This is a genomic window from Paraglaciecola sp. 25GB23A, assembly GCF_040012495.1.
Classification (GTDB): domain Bacteria; phylum Pseudomonadota; class Gammaproteobacteria; order Enterobacterales; family Alteromonadaceae; genus Paraglaciecola.
Genome location: NZ_JBDYKM010000029.1, coordinates 1 through 25408 on the forward strand (window position 1 = coordinate 1; position 25408 = coordinate 25408).

Here is a 25408-nt window from a genome sequence, read left to right on the forward strand (position 1 = left end):
TGACCGTCTAGCGCTTTTATTACTTGATGTTTCCATAAAGAAGTCCTCTTTATGTCAACGTATTTCAGGATGGGACATAAAAACAAAAAAAAGCCAGAACTGACAACAGTTCTGGCTTTTTTATTGCTCTGAATTTATTCAGTTTTATGCAAATGCACATCCATTTGAGGGTAAGGAATAATAATTCCCTCTTGATCAAATCTTAGTTTAACTGCCTCAGTAAAGTCCCATTTCACTGCCCAGAAATCTGCCGATGCAACCCAAGGACGCACTATAAAATTAACACTACTATCGGCTAATTCAGACACAGCAACCTTTGGCTCAGGATCTTTCAGAATTCGTTCGTCTGCCGCGACCATTTCATTCAAAATAGCTTTCGCTTTTCTTAAATCACTGTCATAACTAATGCCAATAACCATATCGACACGACGGGTAGGTTTAGCCGAGAAATTAGTGATATTGCCGCCATAAATAGACCCGTTGGGAACAATAATTTCTTTGTTATCAGGTGTTGTCATTATGGTAGTAAAAATACTGATACTTTTAACTACCCCAGCTGTACCACCTGCTTCAACAAAGTCTCCCGCTTTAAAAGGACGGAAAACCAGCAACATAACGCCAGCTGCAAAGTTTTGTAGTGAGCCTTGTAGTGACAAGCCAATCGCTAAACCAGCTGCACCTAAAATAGCCACCAATGAAGTGGTATCAACCCCTAATCTATCTAAGGATGCCACTATTACAAATAACATCAATATGGCGTTTAAGATGGCTTTAACAAAATCCACCAACATATCGTCATATTTGGAGCGTGCCATTACTTTGCCAAACAAGTTGACCAAAATTTTGACGATAATTCGTCCGATAACGTAAATTATTAGGGCCATTACTATATTAATGGACCAAGGGATGACATAGGTATCAACTAAGCCAGATACCTCTTGTGGATCAAAATCAAACATAAGTTACTCCAGTTGTAAGTGCTACTTCCAAGGTGTTTGGGTCTTGCAGGGGCATTCTAAAGCATAATAAAGAAACTGTAAAAACAACAAATGCCATGCTTATAAATTTTATTAGATTAATAAAATCGTCATTAACTTAGCTTAAATTGTACTGGTCGATTAAATAAACACATTTTGTTAAGTCGGCACTTTTTTATAAACATTTTTGAGCAATCTAAAATGTTAGTGGTATACTTCTGTTTCCGAAAATTTCGGGCAGCTTAATGTTTTTAAAGGAATTGAAAATGTTGCTAATATATTTTTTAGTTTTTTCTATTGTTGTACTGCTGGCTTTTTCTGTTTCAAAAGAAACAGGTAAGAATACCAAGCATGCGCGTAAAGGGGCTGACGCCATGGCCCAAAAACCACATTCACATGTGAGCATGCGCACAAGCAATGTAATAGAAGTTAACTAACACTTATTTAATCCCGCTAAGTCGGAACCCTTAGCGGGATTATTCCGTTTAACCTCCTGCCGATTTGTTGATAACATTTAGCAATTGCCACTCTTAGACTTAACTTACATGCGTATTTCACGATTTTTTCACCCTGGTTTAATGACCGTCGACGAGCACATCGTTTTATCAGAAGATGCCACCAATCATCTGGCTAATGTCTTAAGGGCAAAAGTGGGCCAAGCACTGGTAATATTTAATGGTGATGGGACCGAATACAGTGCCCATGTGGTGGACATAACTAAACGTAAAGTTATTGTTTGTATTGATTCAAAGCTATCCCTTTCAGTTGAGTCACCCTTAGTTGTTCATTTGGGCCAAGGTATTTCACGAGGTGATCGAATGGAGTGGGTTATCCAAAAGGCTGTTGAATTGGGCGTGGGTGAGATAAGCCCCTTAATTACCGAACGTTGTGGTGTAAAACTGAGCAGTGAACGATGGTTAAAAAAACATGAACAATGGCAAAAATTAATTATCTCTGCCTGTGAGCAAAGTGGCAGAAATATATTACCTAAACTAAATCCTCCAGTTGAATTTCAAGCTTGGATTAGCCAGTCTACAGAGCAACTTCGTTTGACCTTACATCCAAGGGCACAAAGTAGTTTTCGGCATGTGCGGGTGCCGAATAGAGGAGTAAGACTCTTAATTGGCCCAGAAGGAGGATTTTCAGAACAAGAAATTTATCAAACCGAGGAATCAGGATTTCAGACCATTCAAATGGGCCCTCGCATTTTAAGGACTGAAACCGCTGCAGTGGCCGCTATCGCTGCATTGCAAGCGATACATGGAGATTTATAACCTTCTGCAATCTTTACATATCAACTAAATCTGTTAACTTAGTGTTACATGTAATAAAAATAAAAAGAAAACATGCACTCCTTACAATTGGTTAGCAATAATGCTAACACTAAAATAAACCCTACTAGCCAGCGTTTTTTAGATCAAGCTCGTGTGTCTGCCATGGAAGAAATCCTCAATGGTGGGATGTTAGAGCAAGGCATTACTAAAATTACATTGTGCCTTGAGAAAATACTTGAATGTAGTCTTTGTCAGGTAGTTTTGTACTCTAGCCACCAGCAGTCCTTTAGACCATTAGGTGCAACGTCAACTGAGTTCAATGGTTTTATGCAGCAATGTATTAGGCACTATTATGCGCAAAATCATATAGAAGAAGATGGTGAAACCTTAAAAAAATCACTGTTGATTCATGGTGACCTTACTCAATCAGAAGCTTGGATTGGCTTGCTTGACGCCGCGAATCAGTGTGATATCCAGTCAAACTGGACCCTGCCCGTTGTTAACTCTGTCGGCTCTGCTATTGCTTTAATCAGCATTTTTTCTGTTAAAAAAATAGTACCAAGTAACGAAAAATTAGCGGTCTTACAACAAGGCGCCCGCACTATTGCTGCTTTGCTCACTCATGCTAAAACAAAGGCGATGGATTTACGCAAGCATGTTAATTTACATGAGCAATTAGAAGCTCGACAGGTTTCATTACGTGAATCCAATACCTTAGTTAAAAAGGCCTTAGAGCAACGTACCCGCGTTCAAAGTCAACTGATTGAATTAGAGAGTATGGCTGAGCTGGGTACCATGATGTCGAGTTTAACTCACGAAGTGAATACGCCCATCGGCGTTGCATTAACGGCATCAACTTATATGACCGATACGCAACAAATTATACTCAACAAGTTAAATAGTGAAAATTTAAAAAAGTCTGAGTTGATCAATTATTTTAATGATGCCGCTGAAGCGTCAATTATTATTGCTCGCAACTTAAGCCGTGCAGATTTATTGATTAAATCTTTTAAGCAGCTGTCAGTGGACCAACACAGTCAAGATATTCGCACGTTTAACGTCTGTGACTATGTTTTTGAGCTATTGCTTTCGCTTAAACCTCGTTTAAAGTCAAAACCGCATAAGTTTTGTATTGATATACCCACTGAGCTAAGCATCACCAGCAATGCTGGGGCTATCAGTCAGATAATAATTAATTTAGTTATGAACTCAGCTCAACATGCCTTTCCGATCGGTGTCAATGGACGTATACATATCAAGGCTAGCTTGTTGCACACAGAGACAAACAATCCCAAAATTCAACTCGACTACCATGACAACGGCATTGGCATGAGCGAAACCACGATTGAGAATATTTATAAACCATTTTTTACTTTAGCACGAGATAAAGGCGGAACAGGTTTAGGCATGCATATTTGCAACAATATCGTAATGAAAGTCCTTAAGGGAAATATTGATTGTCACTCTTCACTGGGTAAGGGTGTGCATTTCTGCATCCAGTTTCCGCTTTAGATCTTGTACCATCACTTAGTATCGCAGTATTAAAAACGAAAAAGGCCCAGTAACTTGATACATCATGTTACTGGGCCTTTGAAAATCAACTCAATGCTTAGTGTAAGATACGGGTTTTGAGGGTTCCCTCAATTAAGGTTAACTGTTCAAAAGCTTCTGCAGCATCATCGGTTTCAACATCAATGACTACATAACCAATATTGCCTTTAGTTTGCAAATATTGCGCGGCAATATTGATGCCCTTTTCAGCAAAAGCTTGGTTAATTTTGGTCAATACGCCTGGTGTATTGTGGTGTATATGTAATAACCTTGAACGATTAGTATGTGAAGGCAATGATACTTCTGGAAAATTGACTGCTGACAACGTTGAACCATTATCGCTGTATTTGGCCAGTTTGCCCGCTACTTCAATACCAATATTCTGTTGCGCTTCTTGCGTGCTGCCACCAACGTGTGGCGTTAATATAACATTATCAAAGGCCATTAATGGCGACTCAAAGGGATCGTCATTAGACTTAGGTTCAACTGGAAATACATCAATCGCTGCACCAGAGAGTTTTTTGCTGTTTAAGGCTGCCACCAAGGCATCAATATCAATGACAGTGCCACGGGCAGCATTCATGATAATGGCGCCATCCTTCATAAGGGCAAACTCTTTTTCACCAATCATATTTTGTGTTTGTTCAGTTTCAGGTACATGCAAACTAATCACATCAGAAGTTTTAAGTAATTGTTTTAATGTTTTTACTTGGGTTGAATTACCCAGAACAAGCTTGTCTTCAATATCGAAAAATTGCACTCGCATACCAAGATGTTCAGCCAAAATACTTAACTGAGTCCCAATATGGCCATAACCAATTATACCTAAGGTCTTACCACGCGCTTCAAAAGAACCATTGGCCGATTTATCCCAGATACCTTTATGCGCTTTGGCATTCTTTTCAGGAATACCACGTAGTAGCAAAATTATCTGCCCAAGGGCGAGTTCAGCAACCGAACGTGTATTGGAAAAAGGCGCATTGAATACCGGAATACCGCGCTTCTGTGCGGCGTCTAGATCAACTTGATTGGTGCCAATGCAAAAGCAGCCTACTGCCACTAATTTATTAGCCGCTTCAAATACAGCTTCAGTGAGTTGGGTGCGAGAACGAATACCGATGAAATGCACGTCTTTTACTTTTTCTATCAATTCATCTTCAGGTAGTGACGTTTTTAAATACTCAATGTTTTCATAACCATTGGATTTAAGGGTATCTAAAGTACTTTGATGTAAGCCTTCAAGTAATAGGATCTTAATTTTATCTTTTGGCAGTGACACTTTGCTCATTAGGGTTTCCGCGTTACGATTTAGAGGATATACATTCAGACATCTGGACGTCTATTTGTTGTGAAAATAGCAGAATTTAGCCCAATTAGAAAGACATAGAGGGGCAAAAGCGCCAAATATTCTGAGATTTTTAGTTATGAATTATGCATTATGCTCATCGCGGTGTCTCAGAACCGCTTGCGCATTTTAAGTAATATGCGGCTTGAAGCTAAATAGCAGAAATTAATGAACGCTATTGGTTAAAATTGTGCCTCGAACCAACTTTCAAAAATCAAACAAGCCGACACACTATCGACTTTTTGTTTATCCAGCTTTTTATAGCCACCTAATTCAAATAGTCGAGCTTTGGCATCTACTGTGGTCAGCCGCTCATCACAGGTTTCTACCGGCACACGATATTTTGCATTAAGTCGATTGGCGAATTTTTTCGCCGCAAAGGTTACCTGTTGATTAGAGCCATCCATATTTAAGGGTAAACCCACAACCACCAAATGCGGAGACCATTCAGCAAATATTTGTGCTAAATCATCCCAATTCGGAATACCATCTAAGGCTTTTAGAGCGGCAAGAGGCGATGCTGTGCCAGTAACTTCCTGCCCAACAGCGACACCGATACTCTTAGTACCAAAGTCAAAACTAAGCACGGTGCGTTGTCCTAACTTCGTCATGTCATATTGCTCTTGATGATATGAGTCATTAAGCGTGACCCACATCAGGACCAAGTTGCCAAATATCGATACCTAATTTATGTACCGCAGCTTCCCATTTTTTGTGAATGGGTACTTCAAATAAAAGATCTAAATCAGCTTCAATCGTTAACCATGAATTAGTTTGCAACTCTTCTTCTAACTGACCGGCTGACCAGCCAGCATATCCTAAGGCCACCAACGATTTTTTTGGACCATTGCTATTGCCCAAAGAGCCCAATATATCTTTAGACGTCGTCACCATAATATCGTCTGTCAGCGACAAGCTAGACTCCCAACCTGACTGAGTCGTATGTAAAATAAAGCCTCTCTCCTGACTTACCGGCCCACCAGATAAAACAATATCGTTGGCTTTTTCTTCTAATACGATAGCGTCTTCATCAGTTTGAGCAATCAACTGTTTTAATGTCATACCAATGGGCTGATTAATCACTAAGCCCATGGTGCCATTTTCATTATGTTCACAAATATAGGTTACCGTGCGTGAGAAGAAAGGGTCGTCCATACTTGGGGTGGCGATCAACAAGTGATTTTGCAAACTTTGCATAATTATGACTGACTCCCAAGACGCGGACTAGCCTGCAAACGCACTTCAATGGCGTCAAATAACATACCGGTAATACTGATGTCGTAAGCGGCCTCTATTTCTCGCACGCAGGTAGGGCTGGTCACATTAATTTCAGTAATGCGGTCACCGATAACATCCAGACCAACAAATATTAGGCCTTTTTCTACTAACAGAGGCGCTATCGCCTCGGCTATTTTTTTGTCTGACTCAGATAAAGGTTGTGGCCTGCCCGTACCACCAGCCGCTAAGTTCCCACGGTTTTCACCTTTAGTGGGCAAACGTGCCAAACAATATGGAACCACTTGACCGTCTACAATCAAAATACGTTTATCACCATCTTTAATCTCTGGTAAATAACGCTGAAACATCGCGTACCGAGACCCTAATTCAGTCAAGGTTTCAATAATAACGCCTAAATTGTTGCCGTCTTCTTTTACTCTGAAGATAGACGTACCGCCCATGCCATCTAAGGGTTTACAAATAATATCTTGATGCTTCTGATGAAACTCTCTGATCAAGCTCGAATTGCGGGTTACTAAGGTATCTGGAATAAGGTCTGGAAACCATGAAGTAAACAGTTTCTCATTAAAATCACGTAAACTTTGTGCCTTATTAACCACCAATGTACCGGCTTGTTCGGCTAATTCAAACATCTGAGTTGCATACAAAAACTCACCGTCAAATGGCGGGTCTTTGCGCATCAAGATGACATCAAGCTCAGCCAAAGATTGTGTAATATCACCGGTAAATTGATACCAATCTTGCGCATCATATTGCACCGACAAACGCTTCATCGTCGCCATAGGTTTACCATTAAGCAAGTACAAATCGGCCATTTCCATATAAAAGATTTCGTAATCTCTTGCTTGAGCAGCTAACAACATGGCAAAGCTGGTATCTTTCTTAATATTGATGGAGGCAATAGGATCCATCACAATACCGAGTTTAATAGTCAATTTTAATCCTTAACGTTGCGAAAATGGGTAAGTGAAAATCATGATGTGTAGGTTGGTCTATTTTGTGCTGAATTACAAAAATTCAATACACTAGACTCACTTTTAATCTCCCCAGTTTACACTGAGCAAGCAAGCTTGTAACACTAAAATAACCGTAGTTTATGCGTATGCCATATTTGACCTAACTTATCGATTTTATTAGTTTAGTACTATTTTCACTTACTCTATGCCGCTGTGACTAAACGCATTCTAAAGAATTGAGAAGCACAAACAACAATTAACCCAGTCCATAGCTCAAACCGGAGTAGCTAGGTAAAAATAAAAGATGTCAGTTCAAAGGTCGCTTTATGTATTCTGAGCCGATAATTATTACTATGGTTTGAACTAAACTTGCAGATATCCTTAAAAATCAAGAATTAAACATATTGATTCAGCTAGCAGTGATAAAACTCTGGCTATTTGCATTCTAGGGTTGGAAATCACAATTTATGCTAATTTGGAAAAACATCTGTTTTGTGCAAATCTTGGTAGGTCGGCTTTGAGCGCAGGCTGTGTAAAAACTATTTTCAGCCCATTATTTGAACAAAAATAGATGTAAATATGTATCTTACATTAAAATCTGACCAAGTTTCATAACTAAGGAAACTTACATTTTACGTAGCATTGCGTAATTAATTGGGTTGTTGAAGTTTTTACACAACCTGAGCCAATTGCAGACGTTCGTGGTCATAGCGATTCAGGAGCAAGAAGCCTAAGTTTTAGCAAATTAGGATGATGTCTCTGCAACTGATGTAAGGCACTTTTTAGTTGGTAGGGCACCTTACCGTAAGTCGTTATTGCCAACCTTTTTTCCGATACCCCAGAGCGGGTAATATAACGGCACAGCCTTTCGAGTTTACTTCTATCCTGTGCGTTGCTCATCATGGCACCTGCATGGAGACGGAAGCCTGCCACTTTTACGGCACAGCCTGGCGCAAGCCCTTGCTCTGCTATAGGTGCAATGGTTTGCAAGGTAAAGACCTTTCGTCATTGCCGTCCCCATTCCTTTCCACCCATTTCTACCAACCGAGACGCGGCTCGTCGAAAGGAAAAGGCGAGATCATTGGCGGACGATAATTGTGCCAGTGACACGCCAATTAGACCCGTCGCCGACCACTCGAAATATTCCCCCTCTTTGGTGCGAATCATGGTCGTCGCAAAGGAACTCGAGTTTCCCCCCTTCTCACTGACAAACAATTCTTCATCTCCATCACTGCTTTGCACTTGCGCTTCAAAATCGACAAACAATTCGTCGAGCGGGACTTGTGCCGCCAGCACCAAGCGGGTGCGAGATTCATAACACGCGTCAATTAGGGTCACGAATCGTCGCGCTTCGTTGAGGTGATTGGCGTCCAGTTGGGGGACTCGGTCCATGATGAGGACCGGAAATCGGCAGCAGAGGGAAGTATAATCGGCCGCCCCGAGCGATTGGTAGCACAACTCGGAAAAGTCAAACCAGGCGCACCGGTCATTCAATCGGGCGACCTGGACGGTGCGACCAAAGAGGACGGGAATGATCTCGGCCTCAGTTCCGGATGAAGTGCCACCAAATATTTCTTCCAACTGCGCCTGTATGTCGTTATTAATATTATTATCGCCATGAACATCCTTGTTTGACCAAAAATAGGATTGACCACCCGCTCGAGGTTCGAGTCGATAATCCTTGCGGGAACCCTCCATGGAAATAATGTCGGACGTGTGTTTCAACATGTCGATGAATGGCAAAAAGAGGGATCGGTTAATGCCTCCCTCATACAAGGCATCGGGGGGTCGATTCGAGGTGGCCACCACCACGACATTCCAATCCAATAATAATAGTAAAAACAGTCGCTTCAAAATCATGGCATCGGCAATGTCTGTCACTTGAAATTCATCGAAACAGAGGAGTTGGGCTTCTTGTGCCAATTGTTGCGCAATGATGGGAATCGCATCACCTCGAGGGTGCTTCTGTTTGTAGACAAAGATTCGATGATGGACGTCTAGCATGAATTCATGAAAGTGGACGCGGCGTTTGGTAATCTTTGCGTGTTTGTGGCTGTGGCTGTGGCTGTGGCTGTCATTATTACAGCAAGAATCATCATCAGGAACAGTAACCGACGCGTAAAAGAGATCCATTAGAAGGCTCTTGCCGACCCCGGCCGGTCCATGAATGTACATGCCTCGCGGTGGTGGACCAAAAGACCACAAATGGAACTTCTTTCGAAGAAAGGACTGGGCGGATGCCAGGGATCGCGCCAGTAACAGTAACAGTGGACTGCTGCTTGTACAACTGCTCTCTGTCGGATCGTCGGTGCGTACGGGTACTGGTGGGAGCGAGGCAAGAGACTCGTGCAGGGCATCAAATTTTGCCGCCAGAGCGACTTGCGCGTCATCTCGTCGCACCTCCCCCGCGTCCACCTTGAGTTCATAAGCCGCTGCCACGGGGCCTGTCGAGAAGCACCGCCGAGCGACGCGATGTTGTGCTATCATCGTCTTCATCATCATCGTCTTCATCGTCTTCATCATCTTCATCATGGAGCTGATGAGTTTATCAACATGATGGTATGGTACGCTAGATTTCTGTATGGGTATCAAATGGATTTGTATTAGAGACTCAAGTTTCGGAGTTCAACTTGAACGCCAAATTCAGCATAACCAACTGAATAATATAAATAAAAATAGCCTTATTATGGTAAAATGTTTGTTATCTAGACAAAACACGAAACCACTCAAGGGCTATAAAATGCCCCCTGACACAACCCCCTCTATTTTTAACAACAGATTTGCTCACACGCGCCGATATTCAAGTCGACAACCTGTTTAGTACAATGTGGCAACGCCTAGGCTTCAGAGTATAGGTAAAATAAAACGTCATTTTTCCTAAAATTAAAATACATGATGCCTCATGTTTTCCATATTGACATCTATTTTATATTCTTAAGGGAGTGAAAGTCGGCTATTTTTCGTCTATTAATCAACTGTTTCCACGTAATTAAGAATTCAAGACAAGCGGCTCCTAAAGTTGTGCAAACCAGTTTTGAATATTACTTTTATTTAAACAGACTTATCTGAGGTCAAGTTTGATTAATCGTATGATGATTCTTCGCTCAATATAGTCTGTTAGTTCGAATTTTCTAACGTCAGCTTTAGGTCGATTTAAGCCTTTTCTAGACTAGAACCTTATGTCGGCTTTTGGCACAAAGAAGTAGTACGAATCGTCTAAATCCAACCACCTCGACCCTTTTTGAGTTTAGATAAAATAGGCCTGTTCCAACCTTAGAATGCAAATAGCCAAAACTCTTTAGATCAGTATCTACCGTTACAGGGGTATAAAATTTGAGAATATTTCGAGCGACAAACGAACTAGCGACGCTATGCATTATCCTACAACTGCTTTTTTAGTTCTTCTAAACGAAATTTGTATTTTCGACTCACTTTGACCGAAGCACCCGACGATAACAATGCCATGTACTCGCCATTCGAATTGGGTGTTAATTTAACTAATTTAGTGATGTTAACCATTGCTGACCGATTGATGCGAGGAAAATACTTGGCATCTAAGTCTTGTTCAAATTGCTTAAGAGTTTTGCGAATAATATGTGTGCCTTCAAGGGTATGCACGCACATGTAGTCTCCAGCGGCCTCAATCCAGATAATGGCATCGAGTTTTACTCTAAGCCATTCTGAGCCGTTTTTTAGGGAAATAGTATGTTGTAACTCAGTTAAAGACGATTGATTTGTGACTTCTAAATTTTGCAATAAACCATCGATTGAGTTGCCCGTTTTGCGGTTTAATAACTGGCCTAACTTCTTATGCTGTTGAATTAATTCACTATCCGCAAAGGTTTCAAATAAGTTATCAATGCATTGTGATAAACGCTCGTCGGTGAAGGGTTTAAGCAGATAATCAAAAGCCTTGAAGTCAAAGGCATTAATGGCAAACTCACGAAAAGCAGTCACAAATACAATTTTAGGCATCACTTGCGCATGTTGTTTTATATGCTTGGCCAGCTCTAAACCGCTCATTTCTGGCATTTCTATGTCTAAAAAAATAATATCCGGTGTCCACTGGTCAAAATCGAGCAAAGCCTGTTTGGCTGATGCACATTGCGCAACAACCTTAACTCGGCCATCCAAGGCTAAGCGCATGCATAATCCCTCAATGGCCAGAGGTTCATCATCTACCACTAAGGCCGTTAATTGACGAGTCATGGGTACTCCATGGGCATGACAATCAAAACACGATAACCTTTCTGTTTTTCTTTATACACTTGAAATTCATGTTTATTGGGATAAAGCACCCTTAAACGTTCAATAATATTTTGCACCCCGACACCACCTTTGGTTTCGCTCTTGACGCTCATCGTATGCTTTGCCAATGCTTTTTGTGCATTGTCGTTACTCGGACCATTATCAGCAACTTCAAGATGTAAGGAGTTATTTTTGCAGTAAGCACTGATCGAAATCACGCCGCCAGTCGCCATATGTGCAATCGCATATTTAATTGAATTTTCGACCAAAGGTTGCAGCAATAAACTTGGTACTAACAAGGCTTCTGTTTGCGGCTCTATCTGAAATTTGACAGTTAAACGCTCATCAAAGCGCGTTTTTTCAATTTCGAGATACAACATGAGTGCTTTTAATTCTTCATAAAGTGTAATTTTCTTTTCTGGATCGTTATCCAGTGAAAAGCGCAAAAAAGTAGCCAAGCGAGTTAACATGCCATTGGCTTTTTGCTTGTCTCCTTTCAACACTAAGGTTGATATCGCATTTAGGGTATTAAATAGAAAATGGGGATTGATTTGATAACGCAGCATTTTAATTTGTGCCACATGAGAGAGCCTCACAGCATCTAAATGCAGTTGCTTTTCGTTGACTAATCGATAATGGTAATTAATGCCAAAATACAGACTACTCCAAACCAGTATCATGAAAAAAGCATAGCTGACGGACATAAATAACATATACCACTTAAACAGTGGATCAAGATCTCCGCCTGTGAGTAGGCCTAATACATTAAAATCTTCATAAAAATACCACATCGAAAGATTTTTTAAGGGGGTCCATATTGCCGCCACTACTAAGCTGCAGAAAACGATAGCCACAATTAACCATTGCGGTGGTAATCGCCATAGCTTGCGATATACATAGCGCAACGGCCAAGTTAAGAGTGATGCAAACAAGCCGGCTAAAAATAGCGGATAAAACACGTCTAAACCTAACTTATTAAAGTCACGATAAAAAAACAAATTATCAACGGCAAAGATCATAACGTAAGCAGACCATCCTAATGTGTGCAGCAACAAAAAGGATGGTTTATTTTTTGGGGTTAAGAAATTATCAGCACTTTTTTTCAAATTAACTCTTTAGTTTGTGGTTGCAAATTTGACGTCGACTAGTGGTTATCGATCCCTAAATACTCAAATAGTGAAGCCCGATGCCCCTGCCCTATTTTAACCTCGTCACCGTTACTCAAATGAAGTAACGAGAAACGTCCCAGTTCACTGCTTAATGAATTGATATTCTCTATATTAACCATGGCAGAACGGTGCACTCTGACAAATTTTTCTGGACTCAATTGTTGTTCTAAGTTGGCCAACGTTTCTCGGTGCAATAACATGCGCTCCTTACAATGTAACTCAACATAATTGGCAGAGCCTTTAATCCAAATTATATCATCGACATTAACAAACTCGACGGCTCCAACTGATTTTACTGCCAATAATTTTTTCGATTTCTTTTGTGGCGCTTGTTTGAATCGTTCTACCTTTTGCAAGGTTGTCTCTAATCGCGAGTTTTCAAAGGGTTTAAGCAAATAATCAAGAGCACCAATATTAAAAGCTTGCAAGGCAAATTCACTATGTGCGGTAGTAAAGACCCATTGACATGGTACGATGTGACGCAAAGAGTTCACCAACTCAACCCCACTACCACCAATTATATTGATGTCCATAAAACACATATCAGGTTGCAATCTGGTGATCAACTCCTGCGCTTCTTCATATTCTGCGCTTTGCGCCACTACTTGCCAATTGGCCCTTTCGTTTACAAATGACACAATGCGTTCCCTAGCCAATCTTTCATCATCTATGACAATACAGTTGTACATATCAATATCCGTTTAATTTGATGGGATTAACTATACAAATCTTGGGACTAATATCGAATACAAATGAGATGAATGACGGAAATCTAGGACGGCTTTGCCGCGAATCCACAAAATGAATATATAAAAAGCTTTTTAGGATAATAATTAGTACTACTTTAACCAAAAAGAATGGGCCAAGTTTTACAACTCAGCCCAGACTGTTCCAGGAATCAATACATAGTTACTAAAATTAGTATGTATTCATCGGGTCACTACTCCGACAATTTAAGTTTAGTCGTTTTTTAATTTGTGTATGTTGATATGTGACGAATTACTCACTTCGAGGTACAAACGCCGCTGAATTTTAGGCTAATTAAATCAGAATCAAGGATGCGACTAAATTTAACCTAAAAAAAACCCGATAAAATTATCGGGTTTTTATCTTTAACTATATAAAAACTGGACTAATGATTAAAACGACAACCTAGCCCCTAAATAGAATCTTCTTGGCTCAACCCATCCTTGAGCTTCACCAAATTCAAATCCACCGCCACCGTTTACAAGATCTTGTTCACGAGTAACAGCCTGATCATCCAATGCATTGAATATATCAAGGAAGAATTCTGCCTTATACGTTTCCATTACATCCATAGTGTACTTAACTCGTACATCTAGAGTGCCATATGAAGGAGTGGTATGAGAACCCACAGCTCCATCTGCAATCCAAGTATCAGTCCAACCACCAAATTCATAGGCGGTATCAGTTAAGATTGGTAAATGACGGCTACCTACTGCCATGGTTTCGCTGTACCTTACACCTGAGTTCCAGTTATAAATCGCACCAACTTCAAAACCGTTGTCAAAGAAATAACTACCAGCAAGTTTAAATTGATTATCGATGTTTCCAGGTTGCTTACCATATTGGTTAGGAGCCCGCGGGTCGAGTACACTCCAATCACCTTGATAATCAGCATTACTATCAGAGTTACTATTACCTTCTGCAACGTTATGAGTAATAGACGCCAACAAAGTCCAATTATCTAATGCACGATGTTTACGGAAGGTCAATTCATAGCCCTGATACTTACGTACAGCACCTTTTAAGGTGGCTATGAAATAGTTTGCAGCAGGCGCAGTGTCGTAACCGAAATAAGATAAAGGCAATTCAAGGAAGGTGTCTTTGTACACATTTGTGTATAAATCAAGATCGTAATCTTCCAATATGTCTTTAGTTTCACGATCGGTATAGGTCGCTGTCAGGCTCATATCATCAGTGATGTTTTTTGAGTAACCCAACATGATTTCATCGGTATAAGGCGTTTTAGTGGTTGGTGCAAAAATCGCATCAGGCTCTTTCGCACCGCCACGGGTACGGAATGTTAACCAACGATCTTCAACATATATTTGCTCTTCTCTAACCGTTCCCGCCAATGTACCTGCGAAAGACGTCATGTTAGTGCGCACTGGATCATAGTAACGGCCAGTAAACGCCCATACTTTGCTCTCGCCGTCACCATCAATGTCATATACAAGACTTAAGCGTGGAGCCCAGTCCCAGTCGAAAGTAAATACTTTCTCACCGGTATCTGCTATGTGGTCCCATTTTTCGCCACGTAAACCCGCTACAACAGTGAATTGTTCATAGGTCCAACTGTCTTGTGCATAAAATATTTGGCCCTTACTTTGAAGTTTTGACGGAGCCTGTTGAGTCTGAGCTATACGGTAGTTATTGACCTGACCATTGGGGTTACCGGCAGTACTGGTAAATGTCAAAGCACCTAGTTCAGCGTTACTAATATTACCATCCGCATTGCTGTCTAGTAGATCAAGATAGAAACCAGAATCACTGCTTTCTAACATTTTTCCAACAATACGCTCATAGTCAGCAGACGCCACATCTTTAACACCTGTCCAGCCTGGACCGGTATACTGATCTAAAGTTACGCCCGCATTTTGTGCGGCAATTGAAGTATATTGCGCGCCATCACCGGTATATATAGAGTTACTGAAGTTCTCATTAGTTTCTCTTTCATAGCCAAATTCGAAACTATGCTCACCATACGCGGTATCTAGATAGTACTCGACGTTGACATAACCACCGGTTTTATTGCGGAAACGCACGGTGTTTGAACCCAAACCACCTAAATCCTGCTGAGCTTGTGTGGAATTTCCCCCTAAAAATGCTACGTCATTTAAAGTGGACTGGTCAGCAGCAATATCCGACAACTCACCTTCGTGATCTTGGTAACCTAAATTAATAATGACGTCATCCCAAGAATGAGAATAATCAAGTTTGTAGTTGTCACCACCTTGTTCTCTTGCTCTGTCTCGGTTATTGGCAGTAGTAACTACGTCAGAACCACTAATACTTGTTGGATCGTTGAAGTAAGTCAAAGTCAAACGATCATCATCAGTAGCCTGCCAAGTTAACTTAGCGAAACCTAGTTTCTGTTCATTTTCAACTGAGCGAGCCACATTTCCAGTAGCAGGGTCCGGTACGTCTGTTTTTGCATTCTTAATTTGATAAGAAGCGAAAAACCATAATTCATCTTCAATTAAGGGGCCGCCAAGCGTAACTGCTGTATCAAAATTTTTGAAACTTTTGTCTGCAATACTGTCGGGCTTATAATCAGAAACTAAGCTGTCATTTTGCATATAGTAGTTAACAGATCCGTGGAACTCGTTACTACCAGATTTAGTGGTGACCCTAGAAACCAAACCCGAACCGCCAGCATACTTGGCAGGGATACCACCAGTGATGATTTGCTGTTCCTGTATAATTTCAGAGTTAAAGTTTGCTCCGAAGGTACCTGTGGAGTTATCTGTTACGTTAACACCATCTATGTAATAAACGTTATCTGAAGAACTTCCGGCAGCCCCATAACGTGAATCGGGAACGTCAGAATAGTTAACCCCAGATTTAGAAGCAGGGTTGCCACCAATACTGGGCTTAACACCCGGAACCAGTTGCAAATAGCTTTGAAAACTACGTCCTGTTGGCAAAGACTCGGTCATATCTAAGGTGATATCGACTCCCACTACTGAAGAGGTGGTATCCATAGTTGCCACTCGGCCGCCAGTGATTTCGATTTTTTCCATATCTTCACTGCTAAGAACATAATTTAAGTTCAAGTTCTTACCGGTTACAACACGTACTTGGTCGGCGGCTAATGGACGATAACCATAACCTGCAATATCAACGTGATATTTGTGAGAGGGGTCAAGACCGACTAAACGAACAAAACCATCAGCGTCAGACACTGCTTCTTTACTGGTTAAACTTTCTGGGGTATTAACTTTAACTGTGGCACCAGCAACTGCATTGCCGTTTGCATCAGTGATTTTAATTTTTAATCCGCCCGTGTCAGCCGCAAAGGCCGAAGCAGATAGACCGATAGAAGCCGCGACGGCGAGCGCCGCTAAACTTTTTCTAAATGTGATTTTTCCCATGGAAAACTCCCTGAATGAATATTTTTAATTATGTTTGATCGCTTAGCAGTATTAGCAGCTAGGCAATGGTGCGACGCTAACAAAAAGTTCAATTCAGAAGCGGGATTAGGGATAAAACCAGCGCTCGGTGTGCTAAAACCAAACGTTTGAGGGCTAAAAATTTAATGAAATAGTGGGTTTCAACGGCAGTGAAAAAATAGCACTCATGGAGAAGATTGTAAGATGTTAGTCGTAATTAAAGAATCCAACAAACAAACTAGCAAAAATGCTATCTGCACTCCCTAAATTCTATTATCAGAGTGCAGATAAAATGGCCCAACATTTATAATTTAGCCAACATCTCGTCAAAATCTTTGTGACTACGACTGGCCAACAGTTTGGCCGTTTTTACTGCGCCGTTATTTAAGGCAAAAGTGATAGGATCCACACCGTTACACACTAAACTTTCGGCGATTTCTTTATACCCTGTCGATACATTCGAAATGGCTTGCTGTAGCTTAATTCGACTATCACTTTTGGCGGCTTCACATACTTTGACCAACTTTTCTTCCATATTTTTATCCATTGCATGAACTTGAGTCATATTCACTAAACAGACACCGGTAAGTAAACTGGCTATCAACAATGATTTTTTCATTTTGCACCTCGATATTAATTAAATAAAACCGCAGACTTTGTTGCGGGGTCCTATCTAAAGTAGATGCTCAGGTGAGTAAAGTTGGTCTAAAATAGGCGAGTAGCGGCTAATTGAGACCAAGGTATAAAAAGCAAGTTTGGTGTGATTAACCAACGCATTTATCTGTTACCTTGTCGCACAGTAGGGTGTTTTTGTTACATTTGTTCATTACAACACAAGGAGGCGAATCATTGCCAAGCCAACCATTTCTGATATCTGAGTTTCACTGCAAAGATTATCAACAACTTGAACAACTCATTCGGCCTGGCGATATTATTGCTTTTGGGGGTAATAGCATTTTTTCACGCTGGGCCAAACTAACGACTCGTTCTGTCGTCACCCATTTAGCCATCGTAATTGAAACTAAAACGCCTTCTGATAACCCTCAAAAGCCTGTGCATCAAATTTTTGAATCAACTTATTATGGCGGTAATTCAGGCGTTATGATTAATCGTCTGTGCGAGCGAATTGCAAGTTATGATGGCAATATTTGGTGGCTACCTTTGAGTGAACAGAATCGCCATACCTTTAGCCTAAACCAGAGCGAATGTATGGCATTTTTGCGCGCTCAACTGCATAAACCTTATGACATTTGGCAATTATTTGGCTCCACTATTGATGCCACTGATAATCTGCCATTTTTTAAATATCTTAGTTATAACGTTGAAGATTTGTCGCAGTGGTTTTGTTCAGAATTAATCGCGGTCGCTCTGCGCATGAGCAAATTACTGCATTCTATTAACGCCTCTGAATGTACCCCAATCGATATTTGTCAGCTAGCCATCTACCAAGCTAATTACACTCAAATAAGAGGCTTTAAAACGCCTATTTTAGGGTTTAACTCTGTACAGCCTGCTTAATATAAGACATAAAAAAGCCCCAAAAATTAGGGCTATCAACGCAGAATTAGTGAAATTTAGAAAGCATTCTCTTGATGAATTTTAATAAACAAGGGGGTGCCATGTTTACTGTAATCAACCTTATATTCTTTACCATTAATGGTTTGAATAAATAATAAGGTTTTTTCTTCGCCAAAAATTTCCAGCGTGGTGACATCAACTAATTCCATGTCTCTCATTTTGGCGTCACGTTTATTATCAGGGATCTCGCCGGTAAATTCTTTAATTGCTTTGTGGGTCACAATAACGGCGGGTTGATCCTCACCATTGGTAACCAATAAATCTAATTTTCTAATTTTATGAATAAGTGTATTGCGGCCACTTACCAAAAAAGGTTTTTCATTCATCGTTTTCTCCAAACTACGCCGGGATGCTAAATAAATTTAGTCTATAATTGTTAAGAAGATATCAAAGTTTTTTCAGCCTTGCACTTTATTGTTGTGCTGTTAATCGGCTTCTTTAGTTGTTGAGGGTTTACCGGTTAAAAACCCTTCGTCACTTAAACTCGCTAAAAACGCTATTAAATCTTGTTTTTCACTACCTTGTAAATCAAAACCTCTGATAAATGGGCTCTTTAGAGGGCTTTCGGTTCCAGCTCCGCGCCCACCTGCGGCATAAAAATCAATCACATCGGCCAATGTGGCCAAACTGCCATCGTGCATATAAGGTGCAGTATGCTCAACATTTCTTAAGGTTGGTGCTCTAAAGCGGCCCATATCTTTGGCTAAGAGGCTGATTTCAAATAATCCTTGGTCACTTGCTGGAAATGCCCCCAAACCATCTTCGTTATACAAACCAGTATTATGAAATGGACGTAAATCGAGTCGTTGATTTTGATGCTGACTAGACTGAGTAAAGTTGAAGCCACCGTGACAATGAAAACATTCTAACCTCTCAGAAAAAAACAAATCCATACCCCGCTTCGCCGCCTCACTCATGGCATCATCCTCAGCATGGTAAGCATAACGGTCAAATTCTGAATTAAAACTAGTTAAACTGCGCACATAGCTAGCAAGCGCATTGACAATCGACGCAAAACTGGCACCTTCATTGCCAAAAGCTTGCTTAAATAAAGTTTGATAGGCTGGGCTATCAAATCGACTAAGTACTGCATCCTCATGTCCTGTAATCCCCAGTTCAATAGGATCTTCGGCAAATAGTGGGATCAAAATTTGTTGTTCGATGCTGTTTAAACCAGAATGTGCCCAGGTAAGATTACTGTTATAGGCCACATTAATTAAAGCTTGTGAGTTACGCCTCAAAACCAGGCCTGTTGAGCCAACAGAAAATTGACTGTTTTGGGCAAAAGCAAATTGAGGCTGATGACAAGAAGCACAAGAAGTTGACTGATTAAATGACAGATCCACATCAAAAAATAAACGTTTACCTAATTCAACCTTAGCCTCGCTCATCGGATTATCCAGTGGCACAATGGGCTCTGGAAAACCCGCAGGTAAATGCCATTGATAGGATTGTGGTGCGGGTTTGCAGGCCATCAAACACAACACTAGGGCTAATATAAACGCAAATCCAGCCTTTAATTTAACCATGCTAACGCCATTCAAATACCTGATTATCACGTAAGTTTGTCATTAATACTTGGCAACTTGGCTGCTCGGGCTGCATTAAACATGCACTTTGATTATTTAACTCAAGCCCTGCTAATAGCCGGTCTAGATGCAAAACTAAAACCTGGCCCTGCTGCTGTTTCTGCAAATCAAATTCGATTCGATTTGGTTCTTTGCATTGCATACTTGGCGAGCGCATAGCTGAATCGGCCACACAACCAATACTCCCTAAATGAAACACCCAACTTTGCTGTTGTCCTTGCATATCAACCCGAAAAAATTTGTGCCCTGCCCGCCACGACCAAAACATAGAAGGTATATTCAAGGGAGATTTTTGGCTAAGTGGATTGAGATGATTTAATTCAAAGGGAATGCCCACCGTAAACCTTAAATGACTACCTAGAGCAAAGTCCTGCGGATGGGCGAGTTGCAACTTAGCATGATATACAGCCGTCAATGGAGACGCTGGATCTTCAGAATCTGCTTGTTGTGCTCTGCAATCAGTCCACTCTAGCAAGGCAACACCATCATTTTGCCATTCGTTATCATGCAGTAGTAGTGCTTGTTCGATACCATTTTGGCTAGTATTCAGCTCACTCACAAAAAAAGCCAAGCGCTCTATGTCCCACTTACGTTCACCAATCGTTATTGCTTCTGCGCACCTTAAAGCCTCTTGCTTATAAAGTACTTGCACATTAATCTCACTTAACTTGGGTTTGTCTGCAGCGTCGGTGCAACTGGTGGACAGAAAAATAAACAGTAATAACAAACTATATTTGAAGCGTTTATGTAAATTCTGCGGTCTTATTGATAATATATTTTGCTTAATCATTTAGGTAATAACTGTGCTAACACGTTTATTCAAAGGCGGCATAATGCTGCTTACCCTAGCATTCAGTCAAGGTATTCTGGCTCATGCTGAACATGACAAAGCGAGATTTGTTGCCAATAATGGCATTGACGAAGGTCTTTGTAACAATCGTTTTAGGCCATGCAAAACAGTAACTTATGCTGCACAACAAGCTGCAAAGGGCGATAAAATACTGGTCGCTCAAGGTCAGTATCAAATAAGTACAGAACAAGATTTACTCTACATCAGTGGCCAAGTTGTAACGGTATTAGGGGGCTTTGATCAAATTGATCAGTATCAAAATCAAAATCCGGATACTTTTATCACTAGCCTCAGTGGGGTTCCTGCAGACTTTGCTGAGCAACTAAGCCAGCAAGGCTTTCATGTAATACGTGATAGTAAGTCGCTGCCGCAAGTAAATTTACTGGCAAAAGGCTCAGGATTTAGTGCGCTAAATCTAATGCAAAAAAGTCAAACTGCCAGCAACTGTGACAATGGCAGTGCCGCTGGCTTCGCCTGTGAAAACATCTCATTGTTATCTCACCTTGCCCTAAGCGAATTTCCTAGCTCACCAAACGCGGGCAATGACATATGGGGTCACATAGATTTAAACACCGGTAAAGAATATGCCATTATTGGTCTGAGCAATGCCATTAGTGTGGTTGATGTCAGCGAACCTGAAAGCCCGGTTATTGTCGGCAGCATTAGTGGCCAAGCAACCTCGTGGCGCGATATAAAAGTATGGCAATATTTCGATAGCAACGCCAATCGCTGGCAGGCTTACGCCTATGCAACTGCAGACAACGTAAGTGAAGGGCTAACCATCATTAATTTATCTGGTTTGCCGCAAAGTATCAGTTTAGTCACTCGCCAAACTCTCGATGCTTCAGCTCACAATGTCTATATTAGTAATGTTGATTACGGCTTGAATATAGCACTGACAGGAACTGAGCCCTTGTTACACGTTGCAGGCTCTAATCGCTCAAACGGCGCATTCAGATCCTACAGTTTGCTCAACCCTGAATCACTTTCTTTGCAATACCAAATGGCTGGCGCCAGTCGCAATGATTACACTCACGACGCCTCCTCGTTGTTGATAACAGACAGTCGCGCGCAAACTGACTGTGTTAACGCCACCGATATAGGCTGCAATGTCTTATTAGATTTTAATGAAAACACTCTGCGAATTTGGGATCACAGCAGTGCCAACCAAGCGGTAGAGCTAAGCAGTAGTAACTATCCCTTAGCGGAATATACCCACTCTGGTTGGTGGACAGAAGACAAACAATTTGTGATTGTCCACGATGAATTAGATGAGCAACGTCATAATATTAATACCACATTGAACATCTTTGAGATTAGCAGCCTTACACAGCCTAGCTTAGTCGGCACTTGGACAGGCCCCACCCGTGCCATCGATCACAATGGTTTTGTGCGCGGTAATCACTATTTTATGTCAAATTATGAACGTGGTATGACAGTACTCGACATCACTCAAGCCGCAAGCCCAAGCCAAATTGGCTTCTTCGATACCTATCCTGTGTCAAATAATGCGGCCTTTAATGGCGCTTGGGGCGTTTATCCATTTTTACCCAGTGGTATAATTTTAGTCAGTGATATTAATAGTGGTTTGTTTGTATTACGTGACGATACCCTAACGACCAACAATAACAGCGTCGCTTTTTCACTTAGTCAGTTAAGTCTTGACGAAGGCGAGTCTAACCAAATCACAGTAAATAAAAGCGGTTCTGACAGTGGCAGTGTGGCTTATGAAATTATTAGTGGTTCAGCAACCACAGCTGATAGACAAATATCCCAAGGCGAATTAAGTTGGTCTGCCAATGATAACGCCCCACAGTTTATCCCGGTGACCATCAATACTGATGATGTTGAAGAATCAGAAGAGGTCTTTTTTGTCCGACTGGTCAATCCTCGTAACGGTTTGGCTTTGAGCTATCCAAACATTATCCAAGTCAAAATCAATGGTGTAGCGCGAACCGGTAACATCAATTTTGTTCAACGTGAGCTTGAAGTAAAAGAAAATGACGGCGCGGTACAAATACAATTAGAACGCTTGGGAGGCAGTAGTGGGCAAATTGTTATCAACTATTTTGTTCAGTCAGACTCCGCAGTGCTTGATCAAGATGTAATACTCACTGCCGGAAGCCTCGTGTGGGACGACGGTGATAGCAGTCTGCGTAATCTCCAATTTAGTTTGATTGACGATAATCTGGCTGAAACAGATGAATCGTTTTTATTAGTGCTACAGTCTGCAGACAGTGGCTTTTTAGGCGAACAAAATACCCTGCGCGTTACCATTTACGACGATGAGTCTAACCAAGCGCCGGTAGCTAACGCGGGCGAAAACCTGCAACTCAATCCGCGCCAAGTTAGCCAACTTCGAGGTACTGGCAGTGATCCTGAAGGCCGTGCAGTCAGTTACTTATGGCAGCAAACCTCGGGCACCGCGGTTACCTTGAACAATGCAACAACGGCAAATAGCAATTTTACCGCACCGGCAAGCGCTGGTACCTTAGTTTTCAGCTTCACCGTTACTGACGATTTTGGTCTTAGTACGACAGATAGCGTACAAATTAATGTGATTGATAGCACTGGCAACGATACAAACTCCTCTTCTGGAGGCGGCAGTCTATTTGCATTACTCGGCTTAGCTATGCTAATTTTAGCGCTTCGATGGAAGCGGTCCCAACCGTCTTAAAAACCTTACAAAAACGCAATTAATATTACTCACCCAATTTATTAACCTAACCTACGATATAGGGAAATACACTTGCAAAAATCACCTGTTGTCATCATATGGGCTGGCCTTGCAGTGGCCGCCGTTACTGGTATTGCCATAGCACCAAAAATTATCGGCCTCTCGGTCATCGACAGCTTAAACGCTCATGTCGCACAAATTAATGATATTCCTCCATACAAAGCGATGGTAAAAGAAGTTAAATCAGGCTGGTTCAATTCAAGCGCCGTAATAACAGTATCTGTGAGCTTTCCCGAAATGGACGCAGAGCAGCAAACCTTTACATTTGACCTAAATTTTGATGCCCAACATGGGCCGGTTTTAATGGGTGAAAGCCTAACGTTTGGCCGAGAAGCATGGAGCCTAAGTTATCAGGGCGAAAATTTGCGTAGCAATCTAGATTTTGCCGCAGACCAAGCATTTTATGTATTTAACGCCAAAACCGACTTACTTGGTTCAACGGCTATCAGCGACCATATCGTGCCTTTTAACATCCAAACCACTGAGAATGACGAGCCGGTCAGCTTGAGCTTTAGCGGCTACCAAGGCAGTGGCGATGTACATGGCAACAATATCACTTATATTGCCAATATTGATAAAGTCAGTATCGATAGTACTAGCAAACAAGCAAAAATTGATAATATCCATGTCGATTCTCAGCTCAAAGCTAACATGGAACAAATTTTTTCTGGTGAAATGTATGACTCCCTAGTGAAAGTCACTATCGCGAGTATGAGTTTTACGGATAGTGAAAATCCCTCCTTGAATAGTAATATTCAAAATACCTTATTAAGTGGTGAGAGCGTCACTGACCGCAACAAAAAGATATTCCATATTCTTTCTTCGTATTCCGTTGAGCACTATGACGTGATGGGCTCAGTAGGCCAAGACTTGCGCCTCAATGTGGATATGAAAAACCTAAGCTCAGACTTTATTAAAGCCTATCAAGCACAAATACAAAATGTCGTAAAAAATCCACAGAGCGATCCAAACGTAGTGCAGCAACAATTAATGGATTTCTTGAACAATAACCTGCTTGATTTACTTATTGCCTCACCTGAATTTAACATCGCACAAGTCAGTGGCAACCTTGAACAAGGTAAATTCAACGGTCAGCTTTTCACCAAATTGGTTAACATCACCCACTTGCCAGACAATTTACTCGACAATGCATTCTGGCTAAGTCATCTTCAAGCCAGTACTCATATTGAAATAGAACAAAGTGTTGCTCAGATGATTGCTGTGTTAGTACTAGAATCACAACTAAAAGCCAATCCAGAATTAGCTCAAGCAACACCTGAGCAAATCAATGAAATTGCTATGCAACAAGCGCCAATAATGCTGCAAAATCTAGTGCAACAGGGCTTACTAGAGGCCACGGCAGAAGGATACCAACTTGTTGCAGAGTTGAAAGATAGCCAAGCCAATATAAACGGCAACCCTATCCCCTTACCGATACCATAAAACGCAAAACCAATATTGTGCCGGCCACCTGTTACGCAGGTGGCTTTTAATTACACTAAGCGCACAAAAATCCACCAAACAGTCAGTCATTAACGCGCAAACTAATGACAAGGCTAATAAAACTGCTTATACTGCGCACCGCTTTGTTAGCTCAGGCACCTTATTGCGCCAAACTAACAGACAAACTGCAATACAAAATGGCCCAATAGCTCAGTTGGTTAGAGCATCCGACTCATAATCGGCAGGTCCCCTGTTCAAGTCAGGGTTGGGCCACCATTTTTACCTTACAAATCATAGAGTTATCTCAGACCCGCCG

The 25408-nt window shown here is 41.2% G+C and carries 20 protein-coding genes, 1 tRNA gene and 1 pseudogene; 7 read left to right on the top strand and 15 right to left on the bottom strand.

The window, feature by feature from the left end; translation table 11 throughout:
* Positions 1 to 134: 134 nt before the first annotated feature.
* Positions 135 to 959, bottom strand: coding sequence for a mechanosensitive ion channel domain-containing protein (locus ABKW31_RS20645; RefSeq protein ID WP_348618506.1), 825 nt, complete (start codon positions 957 to 959; stop codon positions 135 to 137).
* A gap of 284 nt (positions 960 to 1243) precedes the next feature.
* Here ABKW31_RS20645 and ABKW31_RS20650 point away from each other — a divergent pair, with 284 nt between their 5' ends.
* From ABKW31_RS20650 to ABKW31_RS20660, 3 genes are all read left to right on the top strand, one after another.
* Entirely contained in the window at positions 1244 to 1414 is a 171-nt protein-coding gene (locus ABKW31_RS20650) for a hypothetical protein (protein WP_348618507.1), read from the top strand.
* Positions 1415 to 1522: 108 nt separating this feature from the next.
* Positions 1523 to 2251: a 16S rRNA (uracil(1498)-N(3))-methyltransferase gene (locus ABKW31_RS20655; RefSeq protein WP_348618509.1), complete on the top strand. Its 729-nt coding sequence runs from the start codon at positions 1523 to 1525 to the stop codon at positions 2249 to 2251.
* A gap of 72 nt (positions 2252 to 2323) precedes the next feature.
* Entirely contained in the window at positions 2324 to 3763 is a 1440-nt protein-coding gene (locus ABKW31_RS20660) for a HAMP domain-containing sensor histidine kinase (protein WP_348618510.1), read from the top strand.
* 97 nt (positions 3764 to 3860) lie between these two features.
* Here the strand turns inward: ABKW31_RS20660 and serA are convergent, their stop codons facing one another.
* The 11 genes and pseudogenes from serA to ABKW31_RS20715 all read right to left on the bottom strand — a co-directional run bounded on the left by serA (position 3861) and on the right by ABKW31_RS20715 (position 17514).
* Positions 3861 to 5090 (bottom strand): phosphoglycerate dehydrogenase, encoded by a 1230-nt coding sequence (gene serA, locus ABKW31_RS20665; RefSeq protein ID WP_348618511.1) that lies wholly within the window; start codon positions 5088 to 5090, stop codon positions 3861 to 3863.
* 239 nt (positions 5091 to 5329) lie between these two features.
* The gene (ruvX, locus tag ABKW31_RS20670; RefSeq protein WP_348618512.1) at positions 5330 to 5758 is read right to left on the bottom strand and encodes a Holliday junction resolvase RuvX; all 429 of its coding nucleotides are present in this window, start codon (positions 5756 to 5758) and stop codon (positions 5330 to 5332) included.
* Between the two features lie 28 nt (positions 5759 to 5786).
* Positions 5787 to 6344 carry a YqgE/AlgH family protein gene (locus ABKW31_RS20675; RefSeq protein WP_348618513.1) on the bottom strand — a complete coding sequence of 186 codons (558 nt, stop codon included), beginning with the start codon at positions 6342 to 6344 and terminating at the stop codon, positions 5787 to 5789.
* Between the two features lie 2 nt (positions 6345 to 6346).
* Positions 6347 to 7321 carry a glutathione synthase gene (gene gshB / locus ABKW31_RS20680; RefSeq protein WP_348618514.1) on the bottom strand — a complete coding sequence of 325 codons (975 nt, stop codon included), beginning with the start codon at positions 7319 to 7321 and terminating at the stop codon, positions 6347 to 6349.
* 798 nt (positions 7322 to 8119) lie between these two features.
* Positions 8120 to 8272 (bottom strand): annotated as a pseudogene (locus ABKW31_RS20685) (transposase); the annotation flags it as partial.
* Positions 8273 to 8347: 75 nt separating this feature from the next.
* Positions 8348 to 9874: a cell division protein ZapE gene (zapE, locus tag ABKW31_RS20690; RefSeq protein ID WP_348618515.1), complete on the bottom strand. Its 1527-nt coding sequence runs from the start codon at positions 9872 to 9874 to the stop codon at positions 8348 to 8350.
* Between the two features lie 849 nt (positions 9875 to 10723).
* On the bottom strand, positions 10724 to 11551 hold the full coding sequence (locus tag ABKW31_RS20695; RefSeq protein ID WP_348618516.1) for a LytTR family DNA-binding domain-containing protein: 828 nt from the start codon (positions 11549 to 11551) through the stop codon (positions 10724 to 10726).
* Positions 11548 to 12696 (bottom strand): histidine kinase, encoded by a 1149-nt coding sequence (locus ABKW31_RS20700; RefSeq protein ID WP_348618517.1) that lies wholly within the window; start codon positions 12694 to 12696, stop codon positions 11548 to 11550. The genes ABKW31_RS20695 and ABKW31_RS20700 overlap by 4 nt, the downstream gene beginning before the upstream one ends.
* Positions 12697 to 12734: 38 nt before the next feature.
* A complete protein-coding gene (locus ABKW31_RS20705; protein ID WP_348618518.1) occupies positions 12735 to 13448 on the bottom strand; it encodes a LytTR family DNA-binding domain-containing protein in 714 nt (237 codons plus the stop codon).
* 450 nt (positions 13449 to 13898) lie between these two features.
* A complete protein-coding gene (locus ABKW31_RS20710) occupies positions 13899 to 16877 on the bottom strand; it encodes a TonB-dependent receptor (protein ID WP_348618519.1) in 2979 nt (992 codons plus the stop codon).
* A gap of 322 nt (positions 16878 to 17199) precedes the next feature.
* Positions 17200 to 17514, bottom strand: coding sequence for a DUF3718 domain-containing protein (locus tag ABKW31_RS20715; protein WP_348618520.1), 315 nt, complete (start codon positions 17512 to 17514; stop codon positions 17200 to 17202).
* A gap of 230 nt (positions 17515 to 17744) precedes the next feature.
* Here ABKW31_RS20715 and ABKW31_RS20720 point away from each other — a divergent pair, with 230 nt between their 5' ends.
* Positions 17745 to 18413 carry a hypothetical protein gene (locus ABKW31_RS20720; RefSeq protein ID WP_348618521.1) on the top strand — a complete coding sequence of 223 codons (669 nt, stop codon included), beginning with the start codon at positions 17745 to 17747 and terminating at the stop codon, positions 18411 to 18413.
* Positions 18414 to 18469: 56 nt separating this feature from the next.
* Here the strand turns inward: ABKW31_RS20720 and ABKW31_RS20725 are convergent, their stop codons facing one another.
* The 3 genes from ABKW31_RS20725 to ABKW31_RS20735 all read right to left on the bottom strand — a co-directional run bounded on the left by ABKW31_RS20725 (position 18470) and on the right by ABKW31_RS20735 (position 20852).
* Positions 18470 to 18799, bottom strand: a complete 330-nt coding sequence (locus ABKW31_RS20725) for a hypothetical protein (protein ID WP_348618522.1) — start codon at positions 18797 to 18799, stop codon at positions 18470 to 18472.
* Positions 18800 to 18898: 99 nt separating this feature from the next.
* Positions 18899 to 20002 carry an MbnH family di-heme enzyme gene (locus ABKW31_RS20730; RefSeq protein ID WP_348618523.1) on the bottom strand — a complete coding sequence of 368 codons (1104 nt, stop codon included), beginning with the start codon at positions 20000 to 20002 and terminating at the stop codon, positions 18899 to 18901.
* A gap of 1 nt (position 20003) precedes the next feature.
* Positions 20004 to 20852 carry an MbnP family copper-binding protein gene (locus ABKW31_RS20735; protein ID WP_348618524.1) on the bottom strand — a complete coding sequence of 283 codons (849 nt, stop codon included), beginning with the start codon at positions 20850 to 20852 and terminating at the stop codon, positions 20004 to 20006.
* A 13-nt stretch (positions 20853 to 20865) separates the two neighbouring features.
* Here ABKW31_RS20735 and ABKW31_RS20740 point away from each other — a divergent pair, with 13 nt between their 5' ends.
* The 3 genes from ABKW31_RS20740 (at position 20866) to ABKW31_RS20750 (ending at position 25368) form a co-directional block, all read left to right on the top strand.
* On the top strand, positions 20866 to 23589 hold the full coding sequence (locus tag ABKW31_RS20740; protein WP_348618525.1) for a choice-of-anchor B family protein: 2724 nt from the start codon (positions 20866 to 20868) through the stop codon (positions 23587 to 23589).
* Between the two features lie 72 nt (positions 23590 to 23661).
* Complete coding sequence (locus ABKW31_RS20745; RefSeq protein WP_348618527.1) at positions 23662 to 25092, top strand: DUF945 family protein; 1431 nt, start codon at positions 23662 to 23664, stop codon at positions 25090 to 25092.
* A gap of 199 nt (positions 25093 to 25291) precedes the next feature.
* Positions 25292 to 25368: transfer RNA gene (locus tag ABKW31_RS20750), tRNA-Ile, on the top strand.
* The last annotated feature ends 40 nt before the right edge of the window (positions 25369 to 25408 follow it).